Origin of the sequence: Corynebacterium mustelae (assembly GCF_001020985.1) — a bacterium.
Classification (GTDB): domain Bacteria; phylum Actinomycetota; class Actinomycetes; order Mycobacteriales; family Mycobacteriaceae; genus Corynebacterium; species Corynebacterium mustelae.
On the sequence record NZ_CP011542.1, the window covers coordinates 2,539,650 to 2,552,966 of the forward strand.

General features: G+C 51.8%; 15 protein-coding genes. 7 read left to right on the top strand and 8 right to left on the bottom strand.

The features are described from left to right. Window positions 1-13 precede the first annotated feature (13 nt). Both era and pdxY read right to left on the bottom strand, forming a co-directional pair. On the bottom strand, window positions 14-943 hold the full coding sequence (gene era / locus CMUST_RS11320; RefSeq protein ID WP_047262607.1) for a GTPase Era: 930 nt from the start codon (window positions 941-943) through the stop codon (window positions 14-16). Between the two features lie 270 nt (window positions 944-1,213). Further along, window positions 1,214-2,065: a pyridoxal kinase PdxY gene (pdxY, locus tag CMUST_RS11325; RefSeq protein ID WP_047263600.1), complete on the bottom strand. Its 852-nt coding sequence runs from the start codon at window positions 2,063-2,065 to the stop codon at window positions 1,214-1,216. A gap of 193 nt (window positions 2,066-2,258) precedes the next feature. On the opposite strand from pdxY, the gene CMUST_RS11330 reads away from it, so the two are divergent. The 4 genes from CMUST_RS11330 to bluB all read left to right on the top strand — a co-directional run bounded on the left by CMUST_RS11330 (window position 2,259) and on the right by bluB (window position 6,045). Further along, window positions 2,259-3,455: an ABC transporter substrate-binding protein gene (locus CMUST_RS11330; RefSeq protein WP_047262608.1), complete on the top strand. Its 1,197-nt coding sequence runs from the start codon at window positions 2,259-2,261 to the stop codon at window positions 3,453-3,455. A gap of 155 nt (window positions 3,456-3,610) precedes the next feature. After that, the gene (locus CMUST_RS11335; protein ID WP_047263601.1) at window positions 3,611-4,639 is read left to right on the top strand and encodes a FecCD family ABC transporter permease; all 1,029 of its coding nucleotides are present in this window, start codon (window positions 3,611-3,613) and stop codon (window positions 4,637-4,639) included. Beyond that, entirely contained in the window at window positions 4,633-5,388 is a 756-nt protein-coding gene (locus tag CMUST_RS11340) for an ABC transporter ATP-binding protein (RefSeq protein WP_047262609.1), read from the top strand. The genes CMUST_RS11335 and CMUST_RS11340 overlap by 7 nt, the downstream gene beginning before the upstream one ends. Window positions 5,389-5,409: 21 nt before the next feature. Continuing rightward, window positions 5,410-6,045 carry a 5,6-dimethylbenzimidazole synthase gene (gene bluB / locus CMUST_RS11345; protein WP_047262610.1) on the top strand — a complete coding sequence of 212 codons (636 nt, stop codon included), beginning with the start codon at window positions 5,410-5,412 and terminating at the stop codon, window positions 6,043-6,045. 202 nt (window positions 6,046-6,247) lie between these two features. Here the strand turns inward: bluB and CMUST_RS11350 are convergent, their stop codons facing one another. Beyond that, a complete protein-coding gene (locus CMUST_RS11350) occupies window positions 6,248-6,901 on the bottom strand; it encodes a YceI family protein (RefSeq protein WP_047262611.1) in 654 nt (217 codons plus the stop codon). Window positions 6,902-7,078: 177 nt separating this feature from the next. Between CMUST_RS11350 and CMUST_RS11355 the strand changes: the two genes are divergently transcribed. Further along, window positions 7,079-7,747: a suppressor of fused domain protein gene (locus tag CMUST_RS11355; protein WP_047262612.1), complete on the top strand. Its 669-nt coding sequence runs from the start codon at window positions 7,079-7,081 to the stop codon at window positions 7,745-7,747. Window positions 7,748-7,762: 15 nt separating this feature from the next. Here the strand turns inward: CMUST_RS11355 and CMUST_RS11360 are convergent, their stop codons facing one another. From CMUST_RS11360 to CMUST_RS11370, 3 genes are read right to left on the bottom strand one after another with little or no spacing between them, the layout of a single operon-like run. After that, window positions 7,763-8,509, bottom strand: coding sequence for an ABC transporter permease (locus CMUST_RS11360; protein WP_047262613.1), 747 nt, complete (start codon window positions 8,507-8,509; stop codon window positions 7,763-7,765). A gap of 14 nt (window positions 8,510-8,523) precedes the next feature. Then, the gene (locus tag CMUST_RS11365) at window positions 8,524-9,246 is read right to left on the bottom strand and encodes an ABC transporter permease (RefSeq protein WP_047262614.1); all 723 of its coding nucleotides are present in this window, start codon (window positions 9,244-9,246) and stop codon (window positions 8,524-8,526) included. Further along, entirely contained in the window at window positions 9,243-10,157 is a 915-nt protein-coding gene (locus tag CMUST_RS11370) for an ABC transporter ATP-binding protein (RefSeq protein WP_047262615.1), read from the bottom strand. The genes CMUST_RS11365 and CMUST_RS11370 overlap by 4 nt, the downstream gene beginning before the upstream one ends. Window positions 10,158-10,417: 260 nt before the next feature. On the opposite strand from CMUST_RS11370, the gene CMUST_RS11375 reads away from it, so the two are divergent. Next, the gene (locus tag CMUST_RS11375; protein WP_047262616.1) at window positions 10,418-10,606 is read left to right on the top strand and encodes a hypothetical protein; all 189 of its coding nucleotides are present in this window, start codon (window positions 10,418-10,420) and stop codon (window positions 10,604-10,606) included. Next, entirely contained in the window at window positions 10,593-11,375 is a 783-nt protein-coding gene (locus CMUST_RS16070; RefSeq protein ID WP_052844705.1) for a hypothetical protein, read from the top strand. The genes CMUST_RS11375 and CMUST_RS16070 overlap by 14 nt, the downstream gene beginning before the upstream one ends. 64 nt (window positions 11,376-11,439) lie before the next feature. On the opposite strand, the gene CMUST_RS11385 is transcribed toward CMUST_RS16070, so the two are convergent. Next, window positions 11,440-12,819 (bottom strand): hypothetical protein, encoded by a 1,380-nt coding sequence (locus CMUST_RS11385; protein WP_047262617.1) that lies wholly within the window; start codon window positions 12,817-12,819, stop codon window positions 11,440-11,442. Between the two features lie 152 nt (window positions 12,820-12,971). Beyond that, window positions 12,972-13,184: a DUF2283 domain-containing protein gene (locus CMUST_RS11390; RefSeq protein WP_047262618.1), complete on the bottom strand. Its 213-nt coding sequence runs from the start codon at window positions 13,182-13,184 to the stop codon at window positions 12,972-12,974. Between the last annotated feature and the right edge of the window lie 133 nt (window positions 13,185-13,317).

Genomic DNA, 13,317 nt, shown 5'->3' on the forward strand with positions numbered 1-13,317 from the left:
TTTACTTCCTGCCCTAGAAGCCTAGTCGGCCCAGCTGTTTGGGGTCGGATTGCCAGTTTTTCAATACTTTGATCCGCAGATCAAGATACACGTTCGTTCCTAATAATTCGCAGATTTGCGGCCGAGCGTTGTGAATGATCCGCCCGATTCTACGTCCACCTTTGCCGATGAGGATTTCTTTCTGGCCAGGACGTTCGACGTAGATAACCACATGAACATCCATGACACCAGGCCGATCTTCGTTCGGAATGATCTCATCAACTTCCACTGCCACGGAGTGTGGAAGTTCGTCTTTAAGTCCAGAAAGGGCAGCTTCGCGTACTAGTTCGGCGATTCGGGTTTCGGTATCGTCGTCGGTTATGTGATCGTCTGGGTAGAATTTCGGCCCTTCGGGCAAAAGCGACGTGATGACCTCGATGAGCACGTCGCGCTGCTCGCCGGTGACAGCCGAAACGGGGACAATCTCGCTGCTTTCACCCAGCAGATCGTGGACTGCCATGAGCTGTGCTGCGACTTGATCGCGGCTAACTTTGTCCACCTTGGTCACGATCCCCAAGATGGGAGTTGTGGGCGCTACCTTGCGAACGTTTTCTAGAATCCATCTGTCGCCGGGACCGATCTTTTCGTCGGCTGGAATAGTTAAGCCGATCAAGTCCATGTCGGCATAGGTGTCTTTGACCACCTCGTTGAGACGTTCCCCCAATAGGGTGCGGGGCCGGTGCAAACCGGGAGTGTCAACCACGATGATTTGCGCATTATCGCGGTGGATAATGCCGCGAATAGGATGCCGGGTGGTTTCCGGCTGGTTGGCGGTAATCGCGATCTTTTGTCCCACCAGCGCGTTTGTTAGCGTTGATTTTCCAGTGTTCGGTCGGCCAACAAAGCTAACGAAACCGGACCGAAATCCCTCGGGGGTTGAACTAAACGAATCGGTGGCAGTCACCTGGCTCCTTATATTTTTTGGTTTATTGTTTTATCGCGGCTCCAACCGCACGAGTCATCAGATTGGTTTTTTAAGCACCAGTAACGAAAACTGATACCTAAAAACCAACACTAGTCACCGACACCGGTGGACCAAGCATGAACTATTTGCGGCATCTAACCGACGAAACGGCGGTGCTGGTGTCGTATCGGTTCTATTCTAGGACACCCGCCCCCATCTGACCCAGCAGCACCGCCGCCGCACGATATGGCGCTGCCTGACAAGCCGTACTTAGGCGATCTTTTCCACCTTAAATTGCAACTGCGGTTCGGCGAAGCGATCCTGAGCGTCAATGAGCAATAATTCACGGGAATCGCGGGCGTGAGTTAGTTCGATGAGGTCATAAACGGCGGAGGCGGTGCGCGCTAAGGCGTCTGCTGCGTCGTTACTGCGGATGTAGTGACCAGTAAACAATGCGGCGGTGACATCGCCGGAGCCGTTGCGTTTAGTGTTGATAAACGGAGTTTGAACTTTCCACGCACCATTGTCATTAACCGCGATCATTTCGATAGTGTTTTCATCGCGGTCGGGGCGTAACACGGAGGTCACCAAAACGGTGTGTGGCCCCATCGCACGGGCTGCTTCCACCGCGGCGAGGGTGCTATCAATAGTGGATGCTTCCACTCCGGTGAGGTATGAGAGTTCGAATTGGTTTGGGGTGATGATGTCTGCAACCGGCACGACCTTATCGCGCAGCAATGGTGGGATGAGGTCGGAGACAAAACACCCTGACTTCGCATTCCCCATCACCGGATCGCAGGCGTAAACAGCATGGGGGTTTTCGGCTTTGACCTGTGCAACGGTGTCGATGATGACATCCGCAATATCACTTCCACCCTGGTAACCAGACACAATCGCCTCGATGTTGGCGAAGGCGCCACGTGCTTTGATTCCATCAATGACGTTTTTAACCTGAGTTGCTGGTATGAGTTCGCCTCCCCATTCGCCGTAGCCGGTGTGATTTGAGAAATTGACGGTATGAACAGGCCACACTTCGTGTCCGATGCGTTGTAATGGGAATACGGCGGCGGAGTTTCCTACGTGCCCATAGGAAACGTGGGATTGGATGGAAAGAATAGTCATGGTTCTAATCATGACGGTTTTGGCTATAAATAACAAAGCTTTACTCGCGCTTTTCGACGCCTCCCAGGCGCCAAACCACAGGCAACCATAAAAAAATAAGGTAATACTATCTTTAATTAGCATTCGCTTGCTATAATGTGTCTCGGCTTAAAGTTTTACAACTTTAGTTTGATGAATATATAAAGGAGAATCAATGCGAAAGCTTCGACTGCTGGGTGCGGGAGCGCTAATCGCGCTGACCGTAACCGCCTGCACCAATGGCACCGATACTGGATCAACCACGGCGGAGACGTCGAAAAGCACCGATACTGCGATCACCGTCACCGATGTCAAAGGTCGCACCGTCACCTTCGACGCCCCACCAGAACGCATCATCTTAGGCGAAGGCCGTGGCTTATTCGCCACATCAATCCTGAATAAAAACAATCCGATCGACAAAGTCGTTGCCTTAGGTTCCGACCTGACCACCGCCGCCCCATCGTTTAAAGAAAAACTGGTGGAGAAACTTCCCGCCGTTGCTGAACTACCCGAAATCGGCGGCATTGCCAAGGGCGATGTCACCGTGGAGAACCTCATCGCCCATAACCCTGACGCCCTGGTCATGACCGCCGATCATTACGACGCGGCCGAAACCACTGGCATGTTGGAAAAAATCGACGCGGCTGGAATCAAATACATCGTGACCGACTTCCGGCAGCACCCCATGACCAACACCACCACCTCCATCACGGCACTAGGTGAGCTTTTCGGCAAAACCGAGGAAGCAAAGAAATTCAACGCCGACTGGCAAGAAACGGTTGATCGGATCACCGAGCGCACCTCAAAACTCAGCGATGAGGAACGACCCAAGACTCTACTGTGGCGGGCCGCTGGGCTCAAAGATTGCTGTGCGACGGTCAATAAATCGAATTTAGGCGAATTTGTCAACGCAGCTGGCGGCGACAATCTGGGAGACCATATTCTTGACACCGAATCCGGTGATATCACCGCCGAGAAGGTCATCGCGGAAAATCCAGACGTCATTATCGCCACCGGCGGTTCCTGGGATCCAGAAAAAGCCGGTTCGAAAGACGAAGAAAAGAAGCAGGCCATCCCGCACGTGGAATTGGGCTACTCCGGCACCAAAGAACGCGCCGCCGAAACACTGCGCGGACTGCTGCAAACCAATGGCTTCGACCAGCTTGATGCCCCGAAGCAGGAAAAGCTGTATGCAGTTTGGCACCAGTTCTACGATTCCCCGATGAATTACCTGGCGCTGGAGCAATTCGCAGTATGGCTGCACCCAGATCTGTTCTCCGATATTGATGTCAATGCCCACTGGGAGAAAGCCCACGACGAATTCCAGGCGTTCCCCGCCAGCGGCATCTTCTTCACTGGCATGAACCCGTAGCAACTACCACAAGGCGCTAGCCTTCCCGCAACCGACCACCCACACTGCTAAGGACAACAGTGAGTACTTCCCCACACTCGGTCATCGACGTGGATTCAACCCCACCTGCATCGAATCCACCCACATCCGCCGATTCGACGCAATCGGCAAGCCAATTGGTTTCCACCCATCGGCGCACTACCCGTCGACGGTGGGCGATCATTGTCGCGCTCACAGCCATTGCGTTAGTGGCGTTCGTTGTGGCCACGGTGGTTGGCCCCACCCAATTGGGATTCGCCGGTGTTGTACGGGGGCTTATCCAACCAGATTCACTCAGCCAACAAGAACACACCGTGCTCTACACACTGCGGCTGCCCATGTCAGTGATGGCACTTTTGGTCGGTATTACTCTTTCGCTGGCGGGTGCCCAGATGCAAACCATCTTGTCCAATCCGCTGGCGGAACCCTACACCCTAGGCATCTCCGCCGCTGCTGCCTTCGGCGGCGCCGCAACCATCGTTTTAGGCTGGACGGCGATCAACCAACCGCAATTCAACCTAGCGGTTATTGCCTGGCTCTCGTCCATGATCGCCACCGCCGTCATTGTTGGCGCGTCGATCTGGCGCGGTGCCAGTGCGGAAACGATGATCTTGTTGGGAATCGGTTTGGTCTTTCTGTTCCAGGCGCTGCTCGCCTTGATCCAATACCGCGCTTCCACCGAAGCCCTCCAGCAAATTGTCTTCTGGTCGATGGGGTCCATGACGCGGGCGACCTGGGCCGGAAACCTTGTGTTGGCGCTGGTCTTAGTCGTCATCATCCCGATTTTCGGCATCCTCTCTTGGCGGCTGACTGCCTTGAAGCTGGGCGACGCCCGCGCCCAGGCCATGGGGGTCAACGTCGCCCGGCTCCGGGTTATCGTGTTGATTCTCTGTTCGCTTCTGGCCGCGACGGCAGTGGCATTCTCCGGGATCATCGGCTTTGTCGGCCTGGTCGGCCCGCATATCGCCCGAATGCTGGTTGGCGAAGACCAGCGCTATTTCATACCGGCGGCGGCCGCTGCCGGTGCGGTGATGCTCAGCGCCTCCCACGCCTTGAGCCTAATTATCATCCCCGGTGTCGCCGTTCCTATTGGAATTATCACCGCACTCGTCGGCGTGCCGTTCTTTATCGGTCTCATCATCACCAGGAAGCGCAACCTATGGTAAACGAACTGACCATCAGTAACGTCTCGGTCGGCTATGGCAAGAACTCGGTCGTTTCCGACTTCACCGCCACCCCGCTTTCCGGCGGGACGATAACCGCATTACTCGGTCCCAATGCGGCTGGCAAATCTACCCTCATCAAAGCTATTTCCGGAATCCTACGGCACACCGGTGAAGTCGAGTTCCGCCGGGATTTAGAAACCTTCTCCGGCAATAGTTTGCGACGCCATATCGGCTACGTCCCGCAGGACCTCCCCAGTTCAGCGGCACTTCACGCCTTCGAAACCGTGCTGATCGCTGCCCGGCGCGCCACAACAGACCCGGAGTGGAGTGCCGCGAAAACCATGACCTCGTTAGGGATCGCCGATCTTGGGCATAGGTATCTTGGTGAATTATCCGGTGGGCAGCGGCAATTGGTGGGTGTGGCCCAGGCGTTGGTTACGTCGCCTTCCATCGTCGTACTTGATGAGCCCACCAGTGCGTTGGATCTCAGGCGGCAGCTTTTCCTCTTGGATTATGTGCGTCAGTGGGTGGCGGAGACTAATGCGATTGGGCTTATCGCCATCCATGACATCAATCTGGCCGCCCGGTTTGCTGATTCGATTCTCGTGATGAAATCCGGGCACCCCGTCGCCCAAGGCTGCCCCACCGAGGTGTTGAACCCGGAGGTTATCAAGGATGTCTATGGGGTTCACGTGGATGTTTTCTCCCACAACGACATGCACATGGTCGCCCCGATTTCGGTTGCCTGATAGTGGCATAAAGTTAAAGGAATGACAGAAGAAACCGAAGCTGTTTACCGCACCATTTTCGCCCGGCGCGACGTTCGCGCCGAGTACACCGGTGAGGTCATTTGCGCCGATACCTTAAATCGCATTCTTTCCGCAGGCCACGCCGCCCCGTCGGTGGGAAATTCCCAGCCGTGGGATTTTGTGATTATCCAGGATAGGAACCGGTTGGCTGAGTTTGCCGCCCACGTAGCTGAGCGCCGAAAAGCATTTGCGGACGAGTTAGCGGACGACCGCAAGGAAGTATTCAACCCGATCAAGATTGAGGGGATTAGGGAGTCTGGCACCGGTATCGTGGTCACTTTCGATCCACGCCGGGGCGGGCCGAACATCCTCGGCCGACATACTATTGACGACACCGGGGTTTTTAGCGCTGTTTTAGCTATCCAAAACATGTGGCTTGCAGCTACCGCCGAGAACATTGGTATGGGATGGGTGAGCTTCTACGAGGAGGAGTTTCTGCGCAGCTTCATCGGCTGCCCAGATCCAATCCGCCCTATCGCCTGGTTGTGTATCGGTCCAGTCACTCATTTTGAATCGGTTCCGGACTTACAACGTTTCGGATGGCGGGATGCAAAGCCGCTGAGCGAGGTTATTCACCGTGAGGTGTATCGCGGTTAAGGGTTTTGCTTGTCGACGCCCGCCTGTGCCCCGTAGCCTGACCACAATGCTGATCTTTTTTAATTACTGAAACTAAAAGGTCTTCAGGCGAATTCGATGGTTACCGCTGGTGCCTCTGCCGATTTTGAGCATACAAACGGGGATTCACCCCTTCCAAATCTAGGCATTTTGATGGAAGGAATGAATCCCCGTTTTTCTCTTATTACTGAGTGAGGTTGAGCTGGAATTCCAGGTCGCCGGTCTTGTCAACAACGGCGAAACCTAGGTCTGGTGCTACGATGCCGAAGTCACTCCAGGTCATTGGAACGGTTCCAGCTACTTCAAGCACGGAATCGTTCTTTGCAATTTCGAGGGTTGCGGTAACTGGCTTGGTCTGGCCGTTCAGGGTCAGATCGCCGGTCACTTCTACTGGGCCTGAACCGGAGCTAACCTTTACAGGCTCGGTAACGACGAAGGTAGCGGTTGGGTTGTCGTTAACTTTGAGGATCTCATCGCGGAATGCCTTGTCGCGGGCATCTTCACCGGAAGTAACGCTAGCCAAATCCACCTCAATGGAGGCTGCCAAAAGGGTGCCGTCGTTAAGGGATGCATCGCCGGTAACATTCTCGGTGCGACCAACTACCACGAGGTTTTCGCCGTTAAGAACCTTGCCTACGCGGTAACCTGCGAAGGAGCCGTCACCAACGGTCCAGGTTCCGGTCAGATCAGCGGAATCCGCTGGCTTGGCCTCAGTGGTCACGCTAGGTGCTGCGACGTTACTGTTGTCGTATTTGGATGCGTAGTATTTGGTACCGAAAATAACGCCTGCGATAGCGACCGCCGCTAGAACGGCTGCTGCAATAAGTCCTTTTTTCATGAATCTTTCCTTGAGATAGATAGTGTTTACATTAATATGTGAACTGTCCTTGGGACACAACAAAACCCAACCAGCAAATCTACAGCATGATTGCGTGATGGGCGAATGTTAGCCACAAAATAGTGACATGTACACAATGTTGCCAAATTTCTCCCGAAAAAGCAATAGGACCACTCGATGAATACCGAAGAATTCCGTAACCGCGCCGCAGCCGACCCCACCTGGCATCCCGGATTCGACACCATCACAGCAGAATTCCAACGGCTCTACCCCGGTCAAGAACCCGAGTGGTATCACCATGCGATACCACCATCACTGGGTGGTGATGGCTACATTGAGGAATTCGCAAAATTCCAGTCACCAGCCGGTTACCAGCACATCGTCACATTCGGCATGACGGAACTGGGAATCGAAGAAGAAGCACTCGGCGGCGAATACAGCGGTTGGGGCTACGAAATGACGCTTAAACTTCCCGATACCTCCGCCGACTGGTGGTGGACTATCAACCTGTTGGAGTTTTTCGCCCGTTACACCTACGAATCCGGAAACTGGTTCAAGCCCTACGCCACCATCAGGCTCAACGGCAGCCCGATCATCGAAGACGAAGGGTGCACCATCACCGCATTCGTCACAGCGCCCGATACCGAGGCCCGCACACAGCAAGGCATTTACGGCAAAACCTCATTCGTCCAGCTTGTCGGGGTCACCGAAACCGAAATACAGCACCTCGACGGGCTACCCGAAGAAGAAGTCAAGGCATTCATCGCAACAATGCAGGCCGATAACCCACATTTGGTTACCGACCTATTTCGGACAAAAGAATATCTAGAATACCGTGTGGTCTAAAACCTCACGCCCACACTAGCTTTCGTACATCCGAATCACCTTCGGGGCGAGCAGAATCAAACCCGCCCCCACGGCAAGAGCTGCCGCGACAATCGGAAGCGCACCCGAAAAAGTAAAAGCATCCGAATCCCCCACCGCAGACGAACCGAGGTTCAGCATCCGGGTAACCAATGCCTGCGGAATGACATGCTTGCCATACACCAGGGGCGGCGCGCTCGCCAGGACTCCAAAACCAGCAACACAACCAGCGAAACACACCGCCACCGGCGCGGCAAAGGATTTCAAACGAGCTGAGAGCAACAGCTGCAGCACCACCAGCGGGAACGACGCAACCACCGCAAGCAGCCCAATAACCAGGTAATACAACGGTGGCATGGAGACGTCGTCAAGCACAATCAACCCGGAAATAAACGTGCCACACACCAACACAAGCTGCATAACCGCCAACGGAATCGCAATGACAGCAGTCTTGGCTAGAAGCAACGACACCGCACTGGTGGAATTAGCACGCAACAAATTCCAGTTTGTACCTTGGTGCTCCATACGCCACGCCGCAGCACACATTAGCGCCACAGCCATCGAGAAATAAAACAACGAATAGAACAGGAACACCTGGCTAAAAAGCGACACCCAACCGCTATTGAGCATCTGCTTGTTCGACCAGTAGTTAATGCTGCCCGTAATAATTGCCAGCAGCGGTAAAATCACGACCACCACCCACAATTGCGAACGTTTCAACTTCAATAGTTCCGCACGAAACATGGCATTCACCCTTCCTATCGTTCCAACCGATCAAACCAGCGCACTGCTACTACACCACCAACCAGCATCACGGCGACCAATCCGATAATCGACGCATAGGGCGGCTGAATATAGACAACTTTCTCTAATCCCCCGAATCCCACCGGCGAAATAAGCGCATAGCATCCCCACGGAATAAACCGCGTAATCGTATCCGGCAGAAGCAACGAAAACACCGAAATGAAAGCACCTAAAACACCGATCCCGATATTGACCAATTGATTATCAACCGTGGCAGCAATCACGACATGGAACACCACAAACACAATATTGATCAACGCCAGCCAGCTAAAATACCCCCACCATGCTGAATTATTGACCGTCTCCGGGATCGCATCGCCAATGGCAACAGCGTATAACACGCTGGCTTCCACAATCACCGCGACCGTAATAATCGCACTAACCAGCAGGATTTTCAGCGCACACAATCGACTGCGGCTAACGCCCGCCGCCGCCATCAAATGCCAGCCATTACCTTCATGTTCGACTTCCACCAACCGGGAAGCAATAATACTGACAAACACCGGCGACAACAGGGCCTGCGCCATCGTGACAGCGAGCAACAACCCCGCCATATCCACGCCGTCCGTGTCTCTAAACAGCGTCGTTGAACTCAAGGCAACCACCGCAACAACCAAGACCGCAACCAACCACGGTATTTTCAACCGACGTAACTTTCGTAATTCCACCGCAATCATCGCAACTGTCCTGTCGCCGTGAGATCCATAAAAATTTCCTCCAACGATTGCTGCGCCCGCTTCGCCTCATACACAGGGACAGATTGTGCTGCCTCGGCAATCAACTGCGCGGCTTGCGGCTGCGTGAGCCCTGGTACCGCAACGCTTGACGACGAATACCGGCGCGCGCCGGGAATACGCAGCAGATTGGCCACATATTGTTCGTCAGTGGTGACGATCAAATCTGGCACGCTGTGACCGTATAGTTCTTCCCTACTGCCCTGGAAAATCAAGGAGCCGCGATCGATAATTCCCATCATCGTTGCGGTCTTATCCACCTCATCTAGCAGGTGGCTCGACACCATGATGGTAATCCCACGCGCCGCTAGGTCGATTATCAGCTCACGAATCTCCTCGATACCGGCCGGATCCAGCCCATTAACCGGCTCATCCAAGATGAGTAGCTCCGGGTTACGAGCAAGCGCCATCGCGATCCCCAACCGCTGCTTCATGCCGAGGGAGTAGTTCTTCACAAGCTTCTTGCGGTGCCCGCTTAGCCGAACCGTGTCCAAGGCTTCTTCAATCTGCCGAGTTTCCAAACCCAACATGGCCTGCACGATCTGCATGTTCTCCCAACCGGTGAGGTGACCATAACCGGGAGGGGCTTCAATCATCGACCCCACGGTGCGCAGCAGTGCCGCCCGACTGGCCGTTTCCAGTCGCTGCCCAAACAAGTGAATCTCTCCCACTGTTGGACGCATGAGACCAAGCAGCATTTTCATTGTGGTGGATTTGCCGGATCCATTCGGCCCCAGGAAGCCGTATATAGCACCAGCTGGTACACGAAGATCCAACGCATTAACCACGACCTCCGAACCAAACTGTTTGGTGAGCCCACTAGTGTGGATCACATAATCAAGATGTTGCTTCATACTTTCCATCATGGCCAATTGACGAATGAAAATCGTCAACCCACAGGCAGAAATTGCAGCTCATACCAGGGGTTGAAGCTTTAGTGGCACGTCTCATACCTACGAATGGGTATGTCAGCCAACGGCTTGGTCAACAACGTGAGGCAAACGATTCACCAAAGATCATCATCAAATTGATGGGTACACCTACTAGGTCGCTAGCCCTAGGCAATCGGTAACGTCTAAGGCATAATCGATAGTGATCAGAAAAGGAGGTAACCATGACCGCTCCAATGTTGAACCCCATGAGTAAAAAGGAAGCTGAAGACAAGCTCCATGAATTAGAAACGACGATTCAAGGCGGGATTGAAGAGTTCGAAGAACGAGCACGTTTCTTTGATCTTTCTCCATTGGAGCAGGGAGTATGGGAACGAATCTCCGAATTGCGGTGGCTTCTTGGACGCTCCTGATTCAAGTGACGAGCGCTTCAAGGAAAATGTAAAAGCGTTCGATGATGAAATAACGACGTCGTTAAAAACATTCGCAGGGGAATGCGTGCCGTTTGAGTACACATATCTTGACAACGACAAAGCAATCACAGTATCTATCCGTCTTGAGCAAAAAGATAATAAGCCCGGCATCGTTCCCCTCAAATCTCAAGGCAGAGCCGTAATCGGCATCAAACCCGAATACAAGTGCACTTGGGACACAACTAACAATTTTCTTGCTGTCGAAAACTCTACCTTCGCGGTATACCCCTTGAGCAAACCAGGTAGAGATCCGCTTTTTCGTGTGGAATACGTGCGGAATCAAAAATCTTATCTACCAAGTTCGCATTTCCATGTTCATGCTCACCGTGACGAATTTACTCATCTCCTAGGATTTGCAGCAAAACTCAACCCCGAAAACAACTATCAGGTAAAAAAGTATCTTAATACTCCGTCGGTACTTTCAGCTTTTCATTTCCCTACAGGTGGGCATCGGTTCCGCCCATGTTTAGAAGATATCCTCGAAGTACTACGGGTGGAATTTAACCTAGATGTCGATAACAACAAGTGGAAACCACGCCTTGAAGAAGCACGGTTGAAATGGCGCAAGATACAAACGGCCGCTGTCGTTCGCGATTTCCCTGAAGAAGCGCTGCGCGTTTTGGTAGAAGAATTAGGCATGCCAATCCCACAAGATTGGGAATGCCCTGAACTCGATAAGCAAAAACTAGAAAGACTAATTAGGAGTTAGAAGACCTAGCCAATGTAACGCCTCGGCGGCCTCCCGGAAAATTCTGGAGGCTAATTCAAAATTGCTAGTGCCCAATTCCAAAAATAGTCCGAAAACGTGAAGTTAAACTACGATTCGTTCTTTGCCTGGCGTGCTTATTTATTTCCTTATTTATTTCATCGAAATTGCTTTCTATAATTCGGGTAATCTCACCAAGACCTGGCGTGCGTCGATGGAGTTTACGAATTACACCTATTTCTTCCTTACCGAATGGCATCGTCATGATCGTTCCTTCGTAATTTTCCGTTAAAGCATCGATAACGCAATCCGTATCATTCCTTTTCATCCAGTCCTTCACAGACTCGTCACGTTCGTCAATTACCGTTAATGAAAGCACCATTAAATACCCTTGTACAGGGTAGAATCCGATTCCCAAAAAATAAACATTGTCTTCACCGATGAGTCCTCTTAACCGCTCATCTACAATCTTTCGCTGCGGGGATTCGCCCGTTTCATCCACATTGAGTAGCTCTTCGGCAAATTCGCGTTTTACAGTATCTAGAAAAAAGACTTCTCGATCGGAAGTATCATTTATCGGATTGTCAAGGAAAGATGAGAGAGACCCTGAGGGAATTTCTGCGATCATTTCTTGGTTGTCTGCAACATTTATCCCCCGCCGATGTAACAACATAGCTGGGCCGTTATCATTGATTACAACGGTCAGGCATCCAACTGCAACGAGTGCAAAATGGTTTTTTACAGTAATATCTGAACAACCTTTTTCTTGCACCCACATTCGTTTTCGTAAATTCCGCAAAGATCGGGAATTCGGATTGTGTGCTGCCAGGATCCCCATTCCGATGCAGGAGTTATAGTAATCCTCGTATTCGCCTTCATATAACGTGAGTGTCACACCATTTTTATAGTTGCCAGAAATTTTACTAACCGCGTACACCTTTGAGGACCATTTCGGCCCTTCATTTAGAAATACCCTCACATTGGAAACTAAGTCCCATTTTTTGTTCGGAAGAAGTGCGCTTCGTTTAAGCAAGTTTGGAAACAACAACTTATCCCTCGTTTTCCGGACAACTTTGCAAACCCCTCTACTTTGATGACCAGCTGGTTCCACAAGGGCTTGTACGACATCCAGATTTTTTAACTCCCCTCCAGAAAAACACCATCTTTCAAAACCAAGAAGTCCACCAGAATCCTCATTATCACTGGGGAGAGGCGGCAAACCACCTCTTTGATTGCCAGCCGTTCCACCCTTAAGGCCTTTAGCAAACATTCTGTCAAGAGTGGGTGAATCCTTCTGAAACGCCAAATAGGCAGCTCGTAACTTATTTCTGCGGACTTCTCGCCGATCCGACATGAACGTCAAACCTGCTAATGTCGTTACAACCACCGTCAGAAACAGGGTGGAAACTGCAACTATTTCGTTAGAAATATTACATAACGTATCCATGCCACCACACTGTAAATTGGTACAGATTTTTCTTAGTTTTATCCTAATTTATGAATTTCAGTTTTCTTAAATTCATAACGGCCAGACTATTTGCGAGTGTCTGCTACGAAGGATTTTTGAGTAGCTTGACAGGCGTACGGGAAACCCATCCACTATTCAGAATGCACTGTTTCCGAAATTTCGTTCAGCACATCAAGAATTTCAATGCCTACCAATTTTCCTTCTTTGGAATAATCACGGGCTCCGGCCAGATCGCCGTTGTTCCAATGGAGTGTTATTGATCCTTCGACTGCAGTCCCGGCTCCAGAATCCACATATACGTGCCCATCGATAAAAGTAGCTATAACAGGAATTTTCTGTTTCATATTTCTTCTTTCACAACAGTTTCGATTAACGTCGTTACTTGTTCATTGTCCCCAATAACTGTGACTACGGGAACAAGGTGTAACGTGCTCTTCCCACGCTCAAATCACACTTTTCCCAACAACGCCGGAAGTT

What these genes read in the sequence shown, in the direction of transcription:
- CMUST_RS11360 (WP_047262613.1), bottom strand. Translation starts at nt 8,509, where the DNA reads ATGTTTCGTGCGGAACTATTGAAGTTGAAACGTTCGCAATTGTGGGTG.
- bluB (WP_047262610.1), top strand. Translation starts at nt 5,410, where the DNA reads ATGACAGAAGAAACCGAAGCTGTTTACCGCACCATTTTCGCCCGGCGC.
- CMUST_RS11370 (WP_047262615.1), bottom strand. Translation starts at nt 10,157, where the DNA reads ATGAAGCAACATCTTGATTATGTGATCCACACTAGTGGGCTCACCAAA.
- CMUST_RS11385 (WP_047262617.1), bottom strand. Translation starts at nt 12,819, where the DNA reads ATGGATACGTTATGTAATATTTCTAACGAAATAGTTGCAGTTTCCACC.
- CMUST_RS11390 (WP_047262618.1), bottom strand. Translation starts at nt 13,184, where the DNA reads ATGAAACAGAAAATTCCTGTTATAGCTACTTTTATCGATGGGCACGTA.
- pdxY (WP_047263600.1), bottom strand. Translation starts at nt 2,065, where the DNA reads ATGACTATTCTTTCCATCCAATCCCACGTTTCCTATGGGCACGTAGGA.
- CMUST_RS11365 (WP_047262614.1), bottom strand. Translation starts at nt 9,246, where the DNA reads ATGATTGCGGTGGAATTACGAAAGTTACGTCGGTTGAAAATACCGTGG.
- CMUST_RS11355 (WP_047262612.1), top strand. Translation starts at nt 7,079, where the DNA reads ATGAATACCGAAGAATTCCGTAACCGCGCCGCAGCCGACCCCACCTGG.
- CMUST_RS11340 (WP_047262609.1), top strand. Translation starts at nt 4,633, where the DNA reads ATGGTAAACGAACTGACCATCAGTAACGTCTCGGTCGGCTATGGCAAG.
- CMUST_RS11330 (WP_047262608.1), top strand. Translation starts at nt 2,259, where the DNA reads ATGCGAAAGCTTCGACTGCTGGGTGCGGGAGCGCTAATCGCGCTGACC.
- CMUST_RS11375 (WP_047262616.1), top strand. Translation starts at nt 10,418, where the DNA reads ATGACCGCTCCAATGTTGAACCCCATGAGTAAAAAGGAAGCTGAAGAC.
- CMUST_RS11350 (WP_047262611.1), bottom strand. Translation starts at nt 6,901, where the DNA reads ATGAAAAAAGGACTTATTGCAGCAGCCGTTCTAGCGGCGGTCGCTATC.